This window comes from Desulfonema magnum, assembly GCF_017377395.1.
In the GTDB taxonomy this organism is placed as follows: domain Bacteria; phylum Desulfobacterota; class Desulfobacteria; order Desulfobacterales; family 4be13; genus Desulfonema_C; species Desulfonema_C magnum.
Genome location: NZ_CP061800.1, coordinates 2,615,254 through 2,634,202, shown reverse-complemented (window position 1 = coordinate 2,634,202; position 18,949 = coordinate 2,615,254). Strand labels below are relative to the sequence as shown.

The window sequence follows — 18,949 nt, the reverse complement described above, 5'->3', positions numbered from 1 at the left end:
ATGGATTATGGTTAAGCAGGGATCACTCTCAGCCTTCTCATGCCCGGTTCTTTGCATTGTAATCTGAGCCTTCCGAAAGGTGAGCGGTAATCCCTTCTTAACCATAATCCGTGTAGATGGGGGGTGGTCATCTACACGGATTGTGTTCATCTACATGGATTATGGTTAAGCAGGGATCACTCTCAGCCTTCTCATATCCGGTTCTTTGCATTGTAATCTGAGCCTTCCGAAAGGTGAGCGGTAATCCTTTCTTAACCATAATCCGTGTAGATGGGGGGTGGTCATCTACACGGATTGTGTTCATCTACATGGATTATGGTTAAGAAGGGATTACGGGTTTCCGGCTGAATGGAATCCCTTTCTTAACCGCAATCCGTGTAGATGGGGGGTGGTGGTCATCTACATGGATTATGGTTAAGCAGGGATCACTCTCAGCCTTCTCATGCCCGGTTCTTTGCATTGTAATCTGAGCCTTCCGAAAGGTGAGCGGTAATCCTTTCTTAACCATAATCCGTGTAGATGGGGGTGGTGGTCATCTACACGGATTATGGTTAAGCAGGGATGATTCTCAGCCTTCTCATACCCGGTTCTTTGTATATGACTGAATCACTCCGAGTGAGCATCTACACGGATTATGGTTAAGCAGGGATTACTCTCAGCCTCCTCATACCCGGTTCTTTGTATATGACCGAATCATACCAATTCACTATTGAAATCAAGTATTGAAAAAGTACAATTATCTACAACAGAACAAAATAAAGCTTTTGTATAGTATGATTTCAAAACTCAAACGGTATCACTCCGAAAGGTGGGCTGCAATCCTTGCCTAACCATAAATCCTTAAAGGTTTCCCGAAATTTTATTTCTGCGCTGTAATCTGTTTTAAAATAAGAGATCACAATATCTCCTTTATATAAGTACCGAATTTTAAACCGCTTTTTATCGCAATCCGCTTTTTTGTTTACATTTTCTGACAGTTGTCATACAAATCCTTCAAATTTAAAAATTCGGGAGGTCAGGTTATGAGATTTCATAAATTCAGAGACGCCGTACTGAATAAAATCAGTATGAAATTCAGATTGCGGATTGTCTGTCTGTGGTATCTGATATCACTCATGGCTGAAACCCGGAAACATTCTCTGACTTTCGCATCCGAACTGTCGGGGACGGAGAAGTCCGCTTTCAGTAAATTTTTAAATAATAATAATAAGGATGTTGCAAAATATTCTTTGGAAAGTCTTTCGAAAAAACAGGCCAAAATATATTCGAAAGTCCTTGAAAAAACGAAGTCTCTTCCGTGGCGTGTTTTTATTCTCATCGACAGCACGATGCGGAATCGCAGCAGCCTGAAATCCGAAAATGTGCAGAAATTCAATCATGGGAAAGGTTTTGTCATCGGACACCGGTGGACAAATATCCTTTTGTTTTTTAACGGAATAATAATTCCTCTTCCTCCGATCCCTTTTTATACGAAAAAATACTGCCGGGAAAACGGGCTGACGTACATGACAGAACATGACAGAGTTGTCGGATATCTTAATGATCTGAATTTGTATGAATATGTCGGTTTTCACAAAGATAATGAGGTTGTCGTTCTGACCGACAGCGGCTATGACAATAAAAAGATACAAAACACGGTTCTGAACAGAGGATGGCATTTTGTCACCGCCCTGAAAATTTGCCGGGGCGTGAAGTCGGAGGCGAGGTATGCGAAAACTCCGAAGTCCTCCGGATGGGACGGGGTCGGATTGTTTTTTAAAAAATATCGGAAGCTTGCATGGCAGACCGTGCGTATTCTCACGGACGGCCCGAAAAGAAGGCGGAAGGAGTTCCGCGTGCGACATGCCGAGGTTTTTCTCAAAGGTGTGGGAAAAATAAGAGCGGTATGTTCCGAATTTAAAAGAAAACGCGACGGACGTCGCAAATATCTCGCATGCGGCGACCTGAAGGCAACCCTCTGTCAGATTCTCACCGCATACCGGCTCAGGTGGAAAATCGAAATTTTTCACAAACATGTCAAAATGCATCTCGGATTCGGAGATATTTCCGCAAAGCATTTCTCCTCCGTCGAATCGCATGTCAGTCTCATTTACTGTGCCTATATTCTGCTGAATGCCGGTCTTCCGGGAATCGGAACAGACGGCACGATTCCGGAAAAGCAGCGGAGAGTTGTAAAAATTCCGGAAAATAAAAAAACAGCAAATATTATTCATGAGTTAACCAAAATAGGAGGTCCCGACAGATATAAAAATGAGTTAAAATCGGTTCTTGCCGCATGACGAATTTGTAAATCCTCACCAAATAAGGCTCTGAGAGTCAGAATTAAATTTTCGGGAAAGTTTTAAGTAATAAATAACGGCTCTTATATGAACAAGAAACGCTGAATCCCTTCCTGGCAAGGATTTACAGATTAGGAACAAAATTTCGGGCAACATTTAAGTAAATCCGTGTAGATGAAGGCAATCCGTATGCCATCTACATGGATTATGGTTAAGCAGGGATTACTCCAAACCTTTCCGCAACCGGGCCTTCGGATATGACTGAGGCAGAGGCCCGCAGGGGCCGACATGTTTGTAGCTTGGATGTTTTCATATCTACAAACATATTGACCCGCGGGCATCTGAAAGAATTACATCTGAACAACGGGCAACTCTGACAACATCACCGGCCGGACTTTTTCCCACTCCTTTGAATCATTCGCCGCATGCCACAGATCATAATATTGCTGCATGTTCAGCCAGAGATCAGGACTGGTGCCGAATGCCCGTGAAATGCGCAGGGCCATGTCCGCAGTAACAGGGGCACGTTCGTTTACAACTTCTGACACGGCTTCTTCTGGCAACCTCAGGATATCGGCCAGTTGGCTGAGTGTCGCAACAGACTGATCCATATAATTTCTTTTCAATATGCCTCCCGGGTGGGTCGGCGGTCTTTTTCGTAGTTTCATAAGAATCTCCTTGATTCAAAAGCTGTATGGATGCAATATTAATGGTAATCTTCATAGTCAACCTTACAGGCGTTTCCATTCTCAAAATTAAAGGTGACTCTCCAGTTTTTAGATACTTTGACAGCCCATCGGTTTTCATTTTTGGGTTCCAACAAATGCAAATCATAACCGGGCTGATTCATATCGTCAATGGTGGTTGCAAACTCGAGTACATCCAAAATGTCCGCCAGCTTGGCAGCGTGTTTGGACTGGACACCTTTTCTGATCCCGTCATAATGAAATTTTTTCAAACCTTTGTGAGCAAATGATCTTATCATAATTTTTTTTATTATAACCCGCAATAAACCAATCCGTCAATAGAAAGCAGAAAAAGAGAGTGACATTCCCTCCATTTGCTTCTCTGATATTTCCCATCCGAAAATCTGAAAAGGGCAAATGAATCCTGTGGACAAACTATATGGATTGGCGATAATCAGGGATTATTTGGCATCTCATGGAGTAATCCTTGCGGATTGTGGTTAGGCAGGGATTACTCTCAGCTTTTCAGAGTTGACCCTTTGCATGTAATCAGAGGGTTCCGGGAGGTGCATCTACTGTCCGACCAAATAAGTTTTGAGGGGTGGGATGTGAAATCCGGCTGAAAATTTATCTGCATAATTTATAAGAGGCTGCGAAGAAAAAACTGATGACCGGATTTTTCGGAAAAATTGTCTCATTTTGCTGATATTTTAATGCGAATTTTTTTACTCATATAATTCATCTCATTCTCATCTGAAATGAATAAGAAACGGTAATTTTTAGCAGAACTGAATTACTCATTCCTATGAAAATGGCGAATTCTCATAAATTCCCCGCTTTGAAAAATGAGACTTCAGAAATTCTGTGGAAAAATTTCTGACCGGATTCCACATTTCACCTCTCAGAACTTATTTGGTCGGATATTATTGTCCGACCAAATAAGTTCTGAGGGGTGGGATGTGAAATCCGGCTGAAAATTTATCTGCATAATTTATAAGAGGCTGCGAAGAAAAAACTGATGACCGGATTTTTCGGAAAAATTGTGGTTCTCTGGTAATTCGTTTTAAAAACAAATTGTTTATAAATCAGCAGATTATCATAAATATCCGAGTGAGGAATGTCAGTTTTATGTTTTCTCTTTCCTGTCTGACAAGGTTTTCGGATGACTTAACGACAAACCTGTATTATATTGTATGATATTTTGTCAACTTATATTAATAAAAAAACAGGAGGCCGGAATATGACATTTACATCCGAGGCAGAGATCATCGGCAGACAGCAGAAAAAACCTTTTTATTTCCCCGGAGAGAATCCGTATTCTCCGTTCGGAAACATTACAGATGACAGAGGCAGAGCGCAGTATCCGTATCCCCGGACTCCCCTCACGTTTCCGTGCCGGAATACTTCTCAGAATACGTTTCCGGACATGGAAAAACTGCTGAATATTCCGGACGTGGCTGTGGAAAAAACCGAGATAAATAAAACAGGAGATGTCATCATAACGGTAAGGAGCACCCGCGAAGGAAGCTGCTGTGACCGATGCGGAGCGGAAATTGACAAACCTTACGGTCAAGGGAAATCCTGCTCCGTCATCTTTCTGTTTTCGGCAGAAAGACTTACATCCGTATCTGTCCGCCGAGATATCAGTGTACGGATTGCGAAGGCAGCCCGGTGACGACGCAGAAGGCATCGTGGTACGAACAGAGAAGTCCGCATACGAATGAATATGAGGAATATATATTATTTCAGATGGTTAACAGTACCACAGAAGATGTGAGCATTAAGGAAAACCTCGGATATGATGCGGTGACGGGAATTATCAGCCGTCGGACTGATGCCGAGGTAAAGTGGGACGAAATAAAGAGAATCGATATCATAGGAACTGATGAGATTTCTCTGAAAAAGGGGCATAAGGATTTTGTGACGATTGTGACATCGCTTACAGAAGGAGAGACAGTAATATTGGCAGTTCCCGGAGACCGTAAAAAGGAAACCGTGAAGAAATTTCTGAAAACGATTCCGAAAAGGCTGAGAAAGACAATCAGGGGAGTATGTTCGGACATGTACGAGGGGTTTATCAATGCGGCGAAGGAGGTTTTCGGAAAAAGAATGAAAATCATAGCAGACCGTTTTCATGTCGCGAAGTTGTACAGAAAAGACTTTGACGGACTTCGCAAAAAGGAGATGAGGCGTCTGAAAAAGGAATTGTCGGAAGAGGAATACGGAAAACTGAAAGGAGCAATGCGGGCATTGCGGAAAAAAGAGGAGAAACTGAGCGATGAGGAAAAGGAGGTTCTGAAACGTCTGTTCGGACATTCTCCCGTTTTGGAACTCGCTTACGATTTCTGCAAAGAACTCACGGATATTTTCGAAGAGGATATTTCAAAGAGCGAAGCAAAGCGAAAAATCAGGATATGGAAAATACGGGTCGGAGCGAACGGGTTGGACTGCTTCGATAACTTTCTTAAAACATTAAAAAAACGTAATAGTGAGATAATAAATTATTTTGCCGGCCGACAGACAAGCGGCTTCGCGGAAGGACTGAATAACAAGATAAAAGTGATAAAACGGCGGTGTTACGGTATTACGAATATTGAAAATCTCTTTCGAAGAATATTTCTCGATCTGAAAGGATATTCTTTGTTTGCCTCATAATAATGAGAACAATGAAATTGAATTGTCAAAGAGCTGCTGAATATGATAACTTGTTATTTTATATGATAAAAAGCTTTAACACGAATTACCAGAGAGCCGGTTTTTTCTGCTGTCTGCCGATGATCTCTGCCTCGGATGTAAATGTCATATTCCGGCCTCCTGTTTTTTTATTAATATAAGTTGACAAAATATCATACAATATAATACAGGTTTGTCGTTAAGTCATCCGAAAACCTTGTCAGACAGGAAAGAGAAAACATAAAACTGACATTCCTCACTCGGATATTTATGATAATCTGCTGATTTATAAACAATTTGTTTTTAAAACGAATTACCAGAGAACCAAACTTATGGTTAGGTACTTAGCATAAGCTACGCAATGGAAAGACTTGGCGTCATATGGAAGAGTCTGCGTTATGATCTGATTCGTCGTTCGCCGACCTGGCATTACGGAGAATCCTCCTCTTCGAGGATGCCGCGGACACCGGGGGAGAGCAGGTCAGAGTGCCGATATCGGGCAGTCATGCCAGGCGCGTTCTTCACGGAGCCATCAACATCCGCAGCGGCGATGTTCTGCTTCTGATCACGGACATATGGGATGAGCATACACACCGGTATTTCATGAAGATGCTCCGTTCGCACTGGCGAGGCTGGCATATAATTCTGTTCGAAGATCACGGGACACCGCATACCGAGGAAGACACTCTCATGCTGGCTGACGAATTAAAAATTGAGATCAGACTTCTGCCCACGGCAACGCCGAAAATGAACGCCATGGGTCATCTGTGGAAAAGTGTCAAAAGGCGTGCTTTGGCAAACCGTCCCACGGAGAACATAGACATCTCAGCGGATGATGCATGTCATCACATTATCGGGATGTCCCGTCATCAGAGACTGAAGGCGGCCGGAGTATTGTCGGAAAACTTCTGGCTGGCCGAATACTCAGGAAGCTGAGGGAAAAAACTATTCAACATATATGTTATTCAACGAACGGAAGGCGGCAATCCGGTATGCGATAAGGAGGCAAAAATGCCCGGCCGTGGCGAGTATGTCGGGTACCGCCGGGGTCTGAGACCGGGGCATGTATTTACAGGGCTGCCCCGGGAACTTGGGAGAGCCGGCCGTTTCCTTGTAAAATAAATCCGGTCAGGGGTGCCGGTCAGCCAGTGACGCGGAGTCCTGGCATCGGAAGGGGCAGCCCTGACCCGACCGATGAGCGAAAGCGAAGAGGCAGACAAGGTATCATCAGGTAAGGACAGAGAAAATCGGACGAACCTGAGATGGGCGGTCGGCGGTCTTAGCGGAACATAATAGTACCGATGACCGGAGCGGAAAGCACCGGTCGGGAAGGCGGGGAAGTCCTGCCCGGACGACCCGCCGAAGGGAAGGTGATGCCGGGCATGTCGGTCAGAGGGAAAGAAACACGGGAGATACGCGGATGTCACAAACCGTGTCAGCGGAAATCCGTCGGAGTGTTTATGACTCATCGGAAGATGAGCCGAAGGGCGACACAGACATGCGCCGGGCGGGGTCGTGCCTCATAGGTGTAAAGTTAAGGATACTTAACTAACCTGCTAACGGTATGATTTCAAAAAATAAATTCACATTTATCAGATTGAAAAGACGGAAAGACAGAGGCATGCCTTTACCCGGCTGCCCGAGTTCCGAGAGGTTTACCTTTACATATTTATAGTTTTCAAGAACTGCTCCGTCGATAAGTACATCAAGGGAGTTTTTTCTGCTTTTCTGCCTCTCTTTCCGGCATGTGTCAGTTATTTTTGCTATCATTTTCCTGACATGTTTTGCCGCTTTGTCAGCAGAATCCGAAAGCAGCACTGTCAGACCGGCTATGTTTCTTCTGAAATATTTCACTGTCTTGTCAATACTTACCTCTTCGCCGAGTATCCGCCATGCCTCTGATCTGGCATTCGAATAACAGTAGGATATGAACATCACAACTATCGCTTTTCCCAATACTTCGCACCTGAGCCTGTCCTCATTGTTTCTTACTTCTGTTTTATGAATGTTCAATACCGATTTAAACTGTTTGAAAAATAATTCCACAGACCATCTGATCGGATAAAATGCAAGGATGGTTCTCACATCCTCCGTTTTCTCAGCAGGAATATTTGTCATCATAAAGTTCCACTCACACAGTCGCAGTGATTCTTTCTTGGGGGTTCTTCCTTTCTTTTTGGCATTCTGACACATTTTTCTCCGTTTTTTGTTTGCAACTTCTTCCGGAACTCTGACTGCGAAAAAGCGTATCTTTATCTTTTTCTCTTTGTTTCCCGTATAACATTCGAATTCAAATATTGTCTCATTGCCGTTCAGCTTTTTCAATATCTCCGAGATTCCGATTCTCTCATATTCTTCCCCTTTCTTTATATACAGACCGATTCCGGAATAATTAAAACGGGATATGAAAAAGGCTTCTTTGTCATCAGTTATTTTCAGCATGTCCGCAATTGAATATCCCAGATCGAAAATAAGCAGATCATCCGCGCTGATCTGATCGCCCAGTGTCTTCGAATAACTCTGATCGTTACACGTTTGTTTTTTTATATCAAACAGCTGAATCACTCCGGTTTTGTAATCATACATTAACTGAACTTTGCAACCCGCAATGTTATATCCCGGAAATGCGGATTTCAGGCCCGGGGGCAGCTCCCATGACGAACTGTCAATAATATTCACTCTGCCGAACTGATTTAATACGTCAATATTGATATTATGTCCGTTTTCAGTCGCCGTTCTGAAAAAAAATGAAAAAACTTCTGTCAGAAAATCAATGGCATACTGATTAAAACGGTCATTTATTCCCGCCCTTGAAATACATTCGGACAGATTTTCCGCTATGGCACCCAGAGTTATTGTGGTCGTTGTCAGCGAACCGAAAGTCAGCGATATGAAAAATTCGAATGCGTCCAATTTCCGTTTTCTCTTTATGAAACCGGTTTTTTCAGCTATTTTTCTGATCTTTCCTTTTTTGAAAAACTTTTTAACTGTTCTGACATCAATTTTAATCTGTTTATTTATCATTGCACAGTCCTCCCAAATATGATCTTATGAGATTGTCGGATATTTTGTTTTTTTCACACAGTCCGGAATATCAGCATGTGCTGAGAGATGCAATGAAAAAGTAATTTGCGACACGGCATTTCTTGCATTTTATTTAAACAACAACCATATGTTATAAAAGGATATTTTTACAATTCAGCAGTTCCTTAACTTTACACCTATGGGTCGTGCCTGCCCGGTTTCCGGGAGCCGAATTCCCGGAACAGAGAAAGCGGATGAAGGAAATCCTCACGTCCGGGTCTGCGGGGAGGGCACCGGGTAACCGATGCCTTTACCCAGATGCGGCAAACGTGCGGAGTCTGTGCGCCACGAAAGAGTCCTTCAATCTCCGCACGTTTGCCGCATAACTAAATAATTTTGTGAGTCATAACTTTTCACATAAAGAGGGAACCCATCATGAGAAAAGGAACATTTAAGAAAGTCGGAGACTCGACTGAAGCGATGTACGGACCAAGAGCCATACTGGTTTGCGGCTTTACGCCGTCAGAACAGAAAACTGTCATAGAATTATTGGACACCATCCATCTTGCAGATGTTCCGATAATTTTTGCTACGGATACGGACACCGAGATTCGCCTCGGCAAGTTGCTGACCTTGCCCAGTCGATCGGGACGAGACACGGACTGTGACATTGCACGGGCAATTATAATGTCCGGAATTACTGAAAGAGAGCTTCAGAAAATTCTTTCCACTTACAAAGACACTGGATTGCCTCGCCCTTTGTGGGCCACATTGACACCGTTTTCAGAAAATTGGACGCTTTCAAGCCTGTTGAAAGAGTTGAAAAAAGAGCGTGCTGCGATGGAAGAGAGGAACAAATGAACTGTTTGTTGTAAAAGACAGGAAGGTCGCATCTTAAAATATTAATTAAGATGCGCCTCCCGTGACTCTCCAAGCTGGGTAAAACTGGGCGTGTGGCCAACGGACGGCGGGGATTGTTCATAATTTTTTATTCTGTTCATATTATCAATACTTCGGACAGGTTTTATAATTAAAAGAAATATCTCGTTTTTGTTCGAATAATTTTTATTTACATAAAACTTTTCAAATGGTAAACATCTCTGAAAAAATCAGAGGAGAATGTTGCCATGAAATTAGCAAAAAAAATATTGAAAAAATGCCAGACATATCAAAATCTCAGTTTAAGTTTATGACAGTGATCTTTCGGAGAAAACTTTTTCCCGGAATTTCCGGAAGGATTCTGACTTCCTCCTGTTTACTCGTCTGGTGACTGAGGAAGTTATAAATACAGCGACGAGAAAATTCATAGCCGCGGATTGCACCTTTGATGCAGACTTCCGATCCGCCATTCGGAAAAAATTCCGAATTATATGAGAAACTCCCGTGATCACGGCAAATTGAACTATAAAAATGTTATGCTCCTCCGCAGGCACGGAGAGGAGACACATATCGACTTTTACTCTCTCAGCTTCGCATGATTCGTCACTCGTTGCCCAAAGATGTTCGCTATCTGGTTCATGAGGGATACTATGTGAAGGAAAAATTCGTTACCGGAGTCACTGATGAGTCGCTTCATTTTATCGAAAAACTGCGCAGCGATGCAAATCTCAGATACTTTTATAAAGGACCTCGCAGAGAAGGCCGGGTTGAAGCTGACATACATGACACCCGGAAATTACGAAAAACAGCATTATGATCAACTGACACTTCTCCTGATTCAAAGGGTTTTGACGGGGCTTGAAACTGTGTGCGAACTTGTGACGTGATTGTATTGGTGCTTTGTCAGATTGATTTGAGGAGTTCACATATCGGTCTGGGGAATACCAAAAGGGCATAAGCGGCCAGCATATTGGTAACGGCTTACTCTCCCGGTCCGCAACGCCGGAAAGACACGTTTACGGAGAGAAAACGATGACACTTCGAAAAAAAATATTCAAAAAGGTAACTACATGGCTGAAATCAAGGCGGAGTTGATTGTTTATATGGAACCCATAGGTTTTGCTTATACGGATGCTGAAAATGTTCCCCGGCATTGGAGTGTTTCCGATGTGGAAGGGACATTGGTTATTGATGAAAAATATCTGGACGGGCTCAGAGATATCAGTGCGGGGCAACACATTGTCGTAATTTTTCATTTCCATAAAAGCCCTCCCTTTACATCTAAGCTGCTTCGTCAGACACCGCCTCACCGCGGAGAAGAATTGGGGGTCTTCAGTACTTGTTCACCAAGAAGACCGAACCCTGTTGGTATGTCTGTTTTAGAAGTCATTGATATCAAGGGGACAACCATTCATGTCAGAGGGATGGATATGCTGGAAAAAACCCCTATTCTGGATATCAAACCTTATATAACACTATGAAAAACTGTCCGGCCGACCCCGGACTCATTATCGTTATATCCGGACTGCGAAAATTATTTTTCGCAGTCCGGCTCAGGGTTTTTTGAATATAAAATCTTTAAATTCAATTGGTTATAGATAAAAACAAAAATCATGCCAAACAGCATTGGTTTTTCTCGGTCAAATTTTTGTTCTTTATATGAAAGTGTTAAGTGTCAGGTGTTAAGTGTTACGAAAAACTGCAAAACTTTCATCATTCGTTGTGACCGGCAGTTCATGCCCGTTTATATGAAAGTGTCAGGTGTTAAGTGTTAAGTGTTAGGAAAAAATTATAAAACTTTCATTTTTCGTTGTGACCGGCAGGTCATGACCGTTTATATGAAAGTGTCAGGTGTTAAGTGTTAAGTGTTAGGAAAAATTATAAAACTTTCATTTTTCGTTGTGACCGGCAGGTCATGACCGTTTATATGAAAAAGATGTTAGGTGTTAAGTGTCAGGTGTTAGGAAAAATTACAAATTTTTTATGCTTCGTTATGACTGGCAAATCATGGCCGTTTATAATATTTTGTAAAAACTGTGTGAATGAATTATAAGAATTATTAATTTATTGATAAAACAGTTGGTTATAATATAGCAAGGGGTGGATGGGAGTAACTGGCTAATTTTATGATCAGGAAAAAATTTCATGTAAATAAAATTAAGCTTGCGTTACAAAATTTGTTGTGGTATTTTTTATAGAATTTGGACTTAAATTAATCGGTATTAAGTCGGGTAAGAAATAAGCTTGTAAAAAAAACATTGCTTTGGAGGCCATAAGGATTTATACTAATCTTGGCTATTTTATATATTTGACTATTTTTTTGAAGGAGGATGATTTTTTATGAAAACGTTGATTGGAGGGGCAGTAGCAGCTGTACTGGGTATCATTGGTCTGGCGGTTTGGTTTAAACCTTTCCTCCAACTCTTAGCTGGTGCTATCCCGATAATACTTCTGCTTGGCGGCTGTCTGGCACTTTATCTGGGGTTTGATGAACTCAAGGATACGTGGAAAAAAGAGGATGCAAAAGCTGACGCGCCTGCGGTAGCAGATGATGTTGATGATGTTGAAAAATACAAATCTCAGATTAGCAATCTGAAAAAAGAGATTGAGAATTTAAAAAAAGCATAAAAAAATTAGTTCTATGCTATTAAAGAACCCTGTGCAAAAGCCTGTTCAGGGTTCTTTTTTTACCATCCGGATATTTATTTTCTCCAGTCGTCATGCCAGCAATGTATTTTGAAAGATATTATGTAATAACCTATTGTTTATTAAAAAATATATGGATCATTCAGGTAACATATCCTAACAATCAGCAGACAAAACTGAAACAAGCGTTCACGTTTTTTTTTGCAAAAGAACTGCTTTTCGTGATAACAGTTGATTTCAGAATTGAAATTATCACGGTAATATCAGGGAAACAATTTGATATTTTTAATTAAAAAAAGAACAAAAACTACAGGGAAGTCAGATAACAGGGAAATTTTCTGATCTGATTTTCTTGTATTTTTGTCAAATTTTATAATTTTTTTATACAACAAAACAATACCGTCTTTTTTATAAAGATGATGTTTATTTGAAAGCAGGAGGTTTTATTTAATGAAGTTTTTCATAGACACAGCAAACATAGATGAAATAAAAGAAGCTCATGCCATGGGGATGGTTGACGGTGTGACAACCAATCCCTCTCTTATTGCAAAAGAAGGCAGGGATTTTGAAGATATTATAAAAGAAATTTGTGAAATCGTTGACGGCCCCATCAGCGCCGAAGTAATCAGTCTTGAGACCGAAGGCATGGTAACGGAAGCCCGTCATCTGGCAAAGATTCATGATAATATTGTCATAAAAATTCCCATGACTGTAGATGGTCTCAAAGCCACTCGTCAGCTTTTTGAAGAGGGAATTAAGACAAATGTGACCCTTGTTTTTTCACCGCTTCAGGCCCTTATGGCGGCAAAAGCAGGTGCAACATATGTAAGCCCTTTTGTGGGACGACTGGATGATATCTCCCATGACGGCCTTGTCCTGACAGAACAGATTGTCAATATTTATGAAAACTACGGATTTGATACTGAAATCATTGTCGCAAGTGTTCGCAATCCCCTCCATGTTCTGGAATCAGCCATACTCGGGGCTCACATTGCCACCATTCCCTTTAATGTGCTTGCAAAACTGGCAGCCCATCCGCTGACAGACAAAGGCATCAAAGCTTTTCTGGATGACTGGAATAAATCAAAAAAATAATTAAGCGGGCGGGTCCTTCCCGCCCTGCAATGCTGTATATAAAAACAGTCATGGACAAGGCTCGCAACGAATTATAAAAGTTTCAGGCTTTTTCCTGACACCTGACACCTAACACCTAACACATTTATATAAATGACCTATGCTTACAGGGCGGAATCTAAAAAAACAACTGAGCCATCCCAATTTCCTGACAATGTTCCGTATCGCGGCAGCTCCGGGAATTGTGATTCTGCTTTTATTTCCGATCACCAGGCTTTCCACATTTTTTGCTGCGCTTTTGTTCAGTGCAGCGGCAATTACTGACTATTTGGACGGCTATTTTGCAAGAACCCGGGGGCTTATTTCTAATTTCGGAAAGGCTATGGATCCGCTTGCGGACAAACTTCTGGTTTCCTGTTCTCTGATTATGCTGGTTTCCCTTAACTGGATACCCGCCTGGATAGTGTGCATCATCATCGGTCGGGAACTTGCCGTAACTGGTTTGCGAGGTATTATTGTCGAAGGGGGAGAGGATGTTTCGGCATCTTCCTTGGGAAAATACAAAACAGGATTTCAGATTGCTGCTATCATCCCTTTATTATTACATTTTCAATACTTTGGAATCAATCTTCATGCCATTGGCTGCTTTTTTTTATGGGGTGCGCTGATATTAACAATATGGTCAGGTGCGGACTATTTCATAAGGTTCAGAAAATTTTTTTACACATAGCTCATTTTTTAGTTGACAGAAAAGAAAGAAGCTGTTAGAAGTATTTTTTCATTGAGCGGGAATAACTCAGTGGTAGAGTGCGACCTTGCCAAGGTCGAAGTCGCGAGTTCAAATCTCGTTTCCCGCTCCATTTTTTTTTGGCGGCATAGCCAAGTGGTAAGGCAGCGGTCTGCAAAACCGCTATTCACCAGTTCGAATCTGGTTGCCGCCTCCATGAACATAAAAGGGGGATAGTCAAACTGACTACCCCCTTTTTCGATGCCGTTTTCAAAAGTGTTTTCTATTGAGCGGGAATAACTCAGTGGTAGAGTGCGACCTTGCCAAGGTCGAAGTCGCGAGTTCAAATCTCGTTTCCCGCTCCATTTTTTTTGGCGGCATAGCCAAGTGGTAAGGCAGCGGTCTGCAAAACCGCTATTCACCAGTTCGAATCTGGTTGCCGCCTCCATGAATATATAGTTTTTCAGAAAAATAATTTCACAACATAAGTACCTGTGCAAAAGTTTTTAATATTTTCCGATCTGAGAATAAGCAGACAACAGGCAATGAGATTTATAAAAAAATATAAAAAACTTTTGGTGAGGTATTTATTTATCAGGCAATACCTGCTTTTTTTCGTAATTTTTTCATGACACAGATCACTTTTGTCGCATCTGTGAGATATTTTTCAAATGCTCCGACTACTGCGGAACGCAGATCGTCGAAAGTCGGGAAGTATTTCAGATGCGTGGCATCTCTTTTGGTATTTTTCCACAGTTTTTCAATCGGATTTTTGTCGGGAGAGTAAGACGGCAGTATGTAAACAAGCATCCGTTTCCTTATTTCCATCTCTTTTCTGAACTCGTTCACATCTTTTCTTCTGTGATACGGAGCGCCGTCTTCGATAAGAAAAACCGGACAGCAACAGCCGCTCAGAACCTGTTTTAAAAACTTCATATAAGAGTCCCCGTTGAATTTTCCGTCACATTCCTCATATACAAAGCCTCCTCCTCTGAATTCGACAGATCCGAACATTTTCAGTCCTTTCCGTTTTCCGAACGTTTTTACCACCGGCTGCTTTCCTTTCGGAGCCCATGTCCTTGCCAATGATCCCCACCGGGCGAATGACACCTCGTCGGTAAAAAGTATCCCCCCCTTCATCTCATCCGCTTTTTCCAGAATTTCCGGCCATGTTTCCTCATCCCGCTGTTTCCTCTTCCTGCGATGTTTCTCATCATCCGACCTGTCTGAGACAAATTTTGCCTTCTGACACGTCAGTCCGATACTTTTCAGCAACGTACTGACATATCTCGGATTACATGTGACATTGAATTCTTTCCTTATGACTATGAGAATCATCGCCGAATTCCAAATTCCGCAGTCAGATCCGTATTTCCCAGGTCCGCCTTCGACAATCCTGTACAACTTTCTTTTCTGTTCTCCGTTCAGCTTCGGCTTACGTCCTTTTCCTTTAGAATGCATCCGTCCCGGCCATGAAAATCTTTCCCACATAAATCGTTTTAACCAGTTGAAAACCGTTCTGACGGTGACACCGATGAGCCTCGCTATGTTCTCAGCAGGTTCCTCTTCGTAAATCAGCAGCAGAGCCTTCACTATTTTATAAAGTCTGAGATTATTAAGACGTTGGGCAATGCCGAGTTCTTTTTTCAGCCGTTCCACAGTTTCCCTGCTGACTTTTAATTTCATATTTTCATACCTCAGATAAAAAAAATTTTTAATAAAAATATTGCTTCCCGGTAAAATTTTATTTCAAATGAAATTATTTTTCTGAACATCTATAGACTGACAGTCACAGTTCGGAAAAGCCACAGAGCATTTCGGACAGCGTGTATTTTAAGCCCCGTAAGGGCGACATAAGTACCTAACCATAATTTTTTAATATCTGCCCGGGGAAGAAACCCGGCTTTTTTTTCCGGAGTGATGCGTCTCCAACAAAGGAAAAAGCCGGATTTCTCCGCCGCTTGTGGAAAAAAAGTATATAAAAAACTTTTGCTCAGTTACTTATTTGTAGAATAATAGCAGATAAACAGCCCAAGCCCCGTAAGAGCGGAATATTTGTTTGAACAGATTGAATAATAAACAGGCTGCAAAGATGCCACCCCGACGGGGCTACAAAGATGTCGCCCCGACAAGGTTGCCTGTTTTTATGCTGCCTTGGACAATTTCACTGCACAAACCTTATACTCGGGTATGCCTGAAACCGGATCAAGGGCCGCATTGGTGAGCTTGTTGGCGGCTGCTTCCGCGAAATGGAAGGGGATAAACACAGTTCCCTCAACAGCTTTGTCCGAAAAGTTCACCCGGGCAGTGATGTTTCCTCTCCGGGATTCAACATTCACCAAGTCACCATCCGCCAGACCATATTTTTCCGCATCCTGAGGTGAAATCTCAACAAAACTCCCCGGGGCACGGTCATTCAGGCCGTCTGTTTTCCGGGTCATGGTTCCGGTGTGGTACTGATAAATCACACGGCCCGTTGTCAGATACACGGGATATTCATCATCTGCTTTTTCAGCCGGCGGAATATAATCAATCGCGAAGAATATCCCCCTTCCAATGGGAAACTGGCCTGAATGGAGAATCGGTGTACCCGGATGGTCCGCAGTCGGACAGGGCCAGTGAATTCCTTCCTCCTCAATACGGTCATAAGTGATACCGCCGTAAGACGGTGTGAGCTTTGAAAGCTCTTCAAAAATGGCCTCGCTGCTCTCATACGACATGGGATATCCCATACGGGTTGCGATTTCACAGGTGATTTTCCAGTCATCCCATGCCTCCCCCGGAGGATTCACTGCTTTTCTGACCCGTTGCACCCGCCGTTCTGTATTTGAAAAAGTCCCTTCTTTTTCCGCAAAACAGGCTGACGGCAGCACCACATCCGCAAGCCGTGTCGTCTCTGTCATAAAGATATCCTGCACCACCAGAAAATCCAGGTTGGAAATACATTTTTCCGCATGGTTCAGATCCGGATCGGAAACCAGGGGATTCTCACCGATGATATACAAAGATTTTAATTCGCCGTCATGGGCCTTGGGCAGCATCTCTGTCACTTTAAGCCCGATCTTGTCCGAAAGTCCTGAAACGCCCCATGCGTCTTCCATCTTCTTCACAGCATCGGCATTGTTCACGGGCTGATACCCTGTAAACACATTGGGAAGACCGCCCATGTCACACGCACCCTGCACATTGTTCTGCCCTCTCAGGGGATTCACACCGCCTCCCTCAATGCCCATGTTCCCGCAGAGCATGGAAAGATGTGCCAGGGATTTCACATTGTCGGTTCCGGTAGTGTGCTGGGTGATGCCCATGCAGTAAAGAATGCTGCCTGCTTTTGCGCCGGCATACATCCTGGCCGCGTCAATAATACTCTGTGCGGGAATCCCTGTGATTTCTGCCACATATTCAGGCGTGTATTTCTCAACAACCGCTTTTAATTCCTGAAATCCCGTGGTCCGGTTTTCCACAAAGGTTTTGTCATAAAGATTTTCCTTAATGATAACGTGCATCATGCCATTGATCCAGGCAACATCTGTTCCCAGATTGGGCCTCAGCCACTGATGTGCAAAACCTGCCAGCTTGATGCGTCTCGGATCCACCACGATAAGCCTTGCGCCCTTAAACTCCACTGCCCGTTTCACAAAAGCGGACAGTACCGGATGATTTTCCGTGGTATTTGAACCCGTAACCAGAATAACATCTGCTTTTTCAATACACCCGATGGTATTTGTCATTGCTCCGCTTCCCAAAGTCGCGGCCAGACCGGCCACTGTGGAGGAATGTCAGAGACGGGCGCAATGATCAATATTGTTTGTTTTCAGGACCGCACGTGTGAATTTGTTGGCAATATAGTTTTCCTCATTGGTGACTCTGGCAGAGGTCAGCACGCCCATGGCATCGCCGCCATGTGCCTTCTTAATCTCGCCAAATCGCTTTGCCACAAGATCAAGGGCCTCATCCCATGAGGCTTTCCGAAATTCGCCGTTTTCTTTGATCAGCGGGGTTGTGAGCCGTTCAGAGGAATTGACAAAGTCAAAACCGAACCGCCCCTTCACACAGAGACTGCCGTAATTGGGGGCCACATCCTCCACACCGGTGACTTTCACCACTTTGTCATCTTTCACATGGAGATGAAGCTGACATCCCACCCCGCAATAACTGCAAGTGGTGCGGACTTTTTTGGTTTCCCAGGGCCTGACTTCATAACGCGCATTTTTTTCCACCAACGCGCCCACGGGACAGACCTGCACACATTCTCCGCAGAACACGCAGTCCGAATCTTTGAGGGGCCGGTCCCCGGCCGCGACAATTTTTGTTGATGCGCCCCTGTATCCGAAATTAATGGCTTTGTTCACCTGAACCTCATTACATGCCTGGACACATCTGCCGCATCGGATACATCTGGAAAAATCCCTGACAATAAAAGGGTTCACAGTTTCCATGGGAAAGAGGGTTTCTGTTTTTGGGAATCGCTCTCCGGACACCTGATATCGGTAAGCAAGGTCCTGAAGCCTGCAATCTCCCCACACCGGACACAGTTCTGAACTGTTATCCTCCTGCTGAACAGAGAGCTGAAACTGTGTCCAGTCTTTGTCATCAGAACCGCGAACCGCGCAGTTATGGTTCCCTGAAGCCAGCATCAGTTGGATGATCAGGCGTCTGGCCTCAATCACCTTTTGCGATTCGGTCCGGACAACCATGCCGTTTGAAGCGGGCGTGACACATGAGGCCATCAGGGTACGCGCCCCCTCCACTTCAACCACGCATATTCTGCATTCTCCTGTGGGGGTCGCCCCTTTCAGATGGCAGAGCGTCGGAATGTCAATATCATTTCGACGCGCCACCTGAAGAATTGTTTCCCCAGGCTCAAAAGAAAATTCATTTCCATTGATGATAATTATGTTTTGTGCATCCATCTGGTATTTTTCTCCATTTCGTCATTTGTCATTTGTCAGTGAGAAATG

At 43.2% G+C, this 18,949-nt stretch carries 15 protein-coding genes and 4 tRNA genes; 14 read left to right on the top strand and 5 right to left on the bottom strand.

The window, feature by feature from the left end; genetic code table 11:
* The first annotated feature begins 1,022 nt into the window (after positions 1–1,022).
* The gene (locus dnm_RS10620) at positions 1,023–2,279 is read left to right on the top strand and encodes a transposase (RefSeq protein WP_207682623.1); all 1,257 of its coding nucleotides are present in this window, start codon (positions 1,023–1,025) and stop codon (positions 2,277–2,279) included.
* Positions 2,280–2,629: 350 nt separating this feature from the next.
* On the opposite strand, the gene dnm_RS10615 is transcribed toward dnm_RS10620, so the two are convergent.
* Together dnm_RS10615 and dnm_RS10610 are read right to left on the bottom strand one after the other, a co-directional pair.
* On the bottom strand, positions 2,630–2,947 hold the full coding sequence (locus tag dnm_RS10615) for a HigA family addiction module antitoxin (protein ID WP_207682622.1): 318 nt from the start codon (positions 2,945–2,947) through the stop codon (positions 2,630–2,632).
* Between the two features lie 38 nt (positions 2,948–2,985).
* A complete protein-coding gene (locus dnm_RS10610) occupies positions 2,986–3,264 on the bottom strand; it encodes a type II toxin-antitoxin system RelE/ParE family toxin (RefSeq protein WP_207682621.1) in 279 nt (92 codons plus the stop codon).
* A gap of 941 nt (positions 3,265–4,205) precedes the next feature.
* Here dnm_RS10610 and dnm_RS10605 point away from each other — a divergent pair.
* From dnm_RS10605 to dnm_RS10595, 3 genes are all read left to right on the top strand, one after another.
* Positions 4,206–4,640, top strand: a complete 435-nt coding sequence (locus dnm_RS10605) for a hypothetical protein (protein ID WP_207682620.1) — start codon at positions 4,206–4,208, stop codon at positions 4,638–4,640.
* A complete protein-coding gene (locus tag dnm_RS10600) occupies positions 4,544–5,620 on the top strand; it encodes an ISL3 family transposase (protein WP_207683645.1) in 1,077 nt (358 codons plus the stop codon). The genes dnm_RS10605 and dnm_RS10600 overlap by 97 nt, the downstream gene beginning before the upstream one ends.
* Positions 5,621–6,061: 441 nt before the next feature.
* Positions 6,062–6,574: a transposase gene (locus tag dnm_RS10595; RefSeq protein ID WP_337833612.1), complete on the top strand. Its 513-nt coding sequence runs from the start codon at positions 6,062–6,064 to the stop codon at positions 6,572–6,574.
* Positions 6,575–7,186: 612 nt separating this feature from the next.
* Here dnm_RS10595 and dnm_RS10590 read toward each other — a convergent pair.
* Positions 7,187–8,662, bottom strand: a complete 1,476-nt coding sequence (locus dnm_RS10590; RefSeq protein WP_207679109.1) for an IS4 family transposase — start codon at positions 8,660–8,662, stop codon at positions 7,187–7,189.
* Between the two features lie 435 nt (positions 8,663–9,097).
* On the opposite strand from dnm_RS10590, the gene dnm_RS10585 reads away from it, so the two are divergent.
* The 10 genes from dnm_RS10585 to dnm_RS10540 all read left to right on the top strand — a co-directional run bounded on the left by dnm_RS10585 (position 9,098) and on the right by dnm_RS10540 (position 14,436).
* Entirely contained in the window at positions 9,098–9,523 is a 426-nt protein-coding gene (locus dnm_RS10585) for a DUF3783 domain-containing protein (RefSeq protein ID WP_207682618.1), read from the top strand.
* 613 nt (positions 9,524–10,136) lie between these two features.
* Positions 10,137–10,358 carry a hypothetical protein gene (locus dnm_RS10580; protein ID WP_207682617.1) on the top strand — a complete coding sequence of 74 codons (222 nt, stop codon included), beginning with the start codon at positions 10,137–10,139 and terminating at the stop codon, positions 10,356–10,358.
* A 253-nt stretch (positions 10,359–10,611) separates the two neighbouring features.
* Positions 10,612–11,022, top strand: coding sequence for a tRNA (N6-threonylcarbamoyladenosine(37)-N6)-methyltransferase TrmO (gene tsaA / locus dnm_RS10575; protein ID WP_207682616.1), 411 nt, complete (start codon positions 10,612–10,614; stop codon positions 11,020–11,022).
* A gap of 859 nt (positions 11,023–11,881) precedes the next feature.
* A complete protein-coding gene (locus dnm_RS10570; RefSeq protein ID WP_207682615.1) occupies positions 11,882–12,169 on the top strand; it encodes a protease-associated domain-containing protein in 288 nt (95 codons plus the stop codon).
* Between the two features lie 468 nt (positions 12,170–12,637).
* On the top strand, positions 12,638–13,282 hold the full coding sequence (gene fsa / locus dnm_RS10565; protein ID WP_207682614.1) for a fructose-6-phosphate aldolase: 645 nt from the start codon (positions 12,638–12,640) through the stop codon (positions 13,280–13,282).
* Between the two features lie 139 nt (positions 13,283–13,421).
* On the top strand, positions 13,422–13,991 hold the full coding sequence (pgsA, locus tag dnm_RS10560; protein WP_207682613.1) for a CDP-diacylglycerol--glycerol-3-phosphate 3-phosphatidyltransferase: 570 nt from the start codon (positions 13,422–13,424) through the stop codon (positions 13,989–13,991).
* Between the two features lie 55 nt (positions 13,992–14,046).
* Positions 14,047–14,121, top strand: a tRNA-Gly gene (locus dnm_RS10555).
* A gap of 9 nt (positions 14,122–14,130) precedes the next feature.
* A tRNA-Cys gene (locus dnm_RS10550) sits at positions 14,131–14,205 on the top strand.
* 73 nt (positions 14,206–14,278) lie between these two features.
* Positions 14,279–14,353: transfer RNA gene (locus tag dnm_RS10545), tRNA-Gly, on the top strand.
* A gap of 8 nt (positions 14,354–14,361) precedes the next feature.
* A tRNA-Cys gene (locus tag dnm_RS10540) sits at positions 14,362–14,436 on the top strand.
* Positions 14,437–14,582: 146 nt separating this feature from the next.
* Here dnm_RS10540 and dnm_RS10535 read toward each other — a convergent pair.
* Both dnm_RS10535 and fdhF read right to left on the bottom strand, forming a co-directional pair.
* Positions 14,583–15,674 carry an IS630 family transposase gene (locus tag dnm_RS10535; RefSeq protein ID WP_207682612.1) on the bottom strand — a complete coding sequence of 364 codons (1,092 nt, stop codon included), beginning with the start codon at positions 15,672–15,674 and terminating at the stop codon, positions 14,583–14,585.
* Between the two features lie 458 nt (positions 15,675–16,132).
* The gene (gene fdhF / locus dnm_RS10530) at positions 16,133–18,901 is read right to left on the bottom strand and encodes a formate dehydrogenase subunit alpha (protein WP_207682611.1); all 2,769 of its coding nucleotides are present in this window, start codon (positions 18,899–18,901) and stop codon (positions 16,133–16,135) included.
* Positions 18,902–18,949 lie beyond the last annotated feature (48 nt).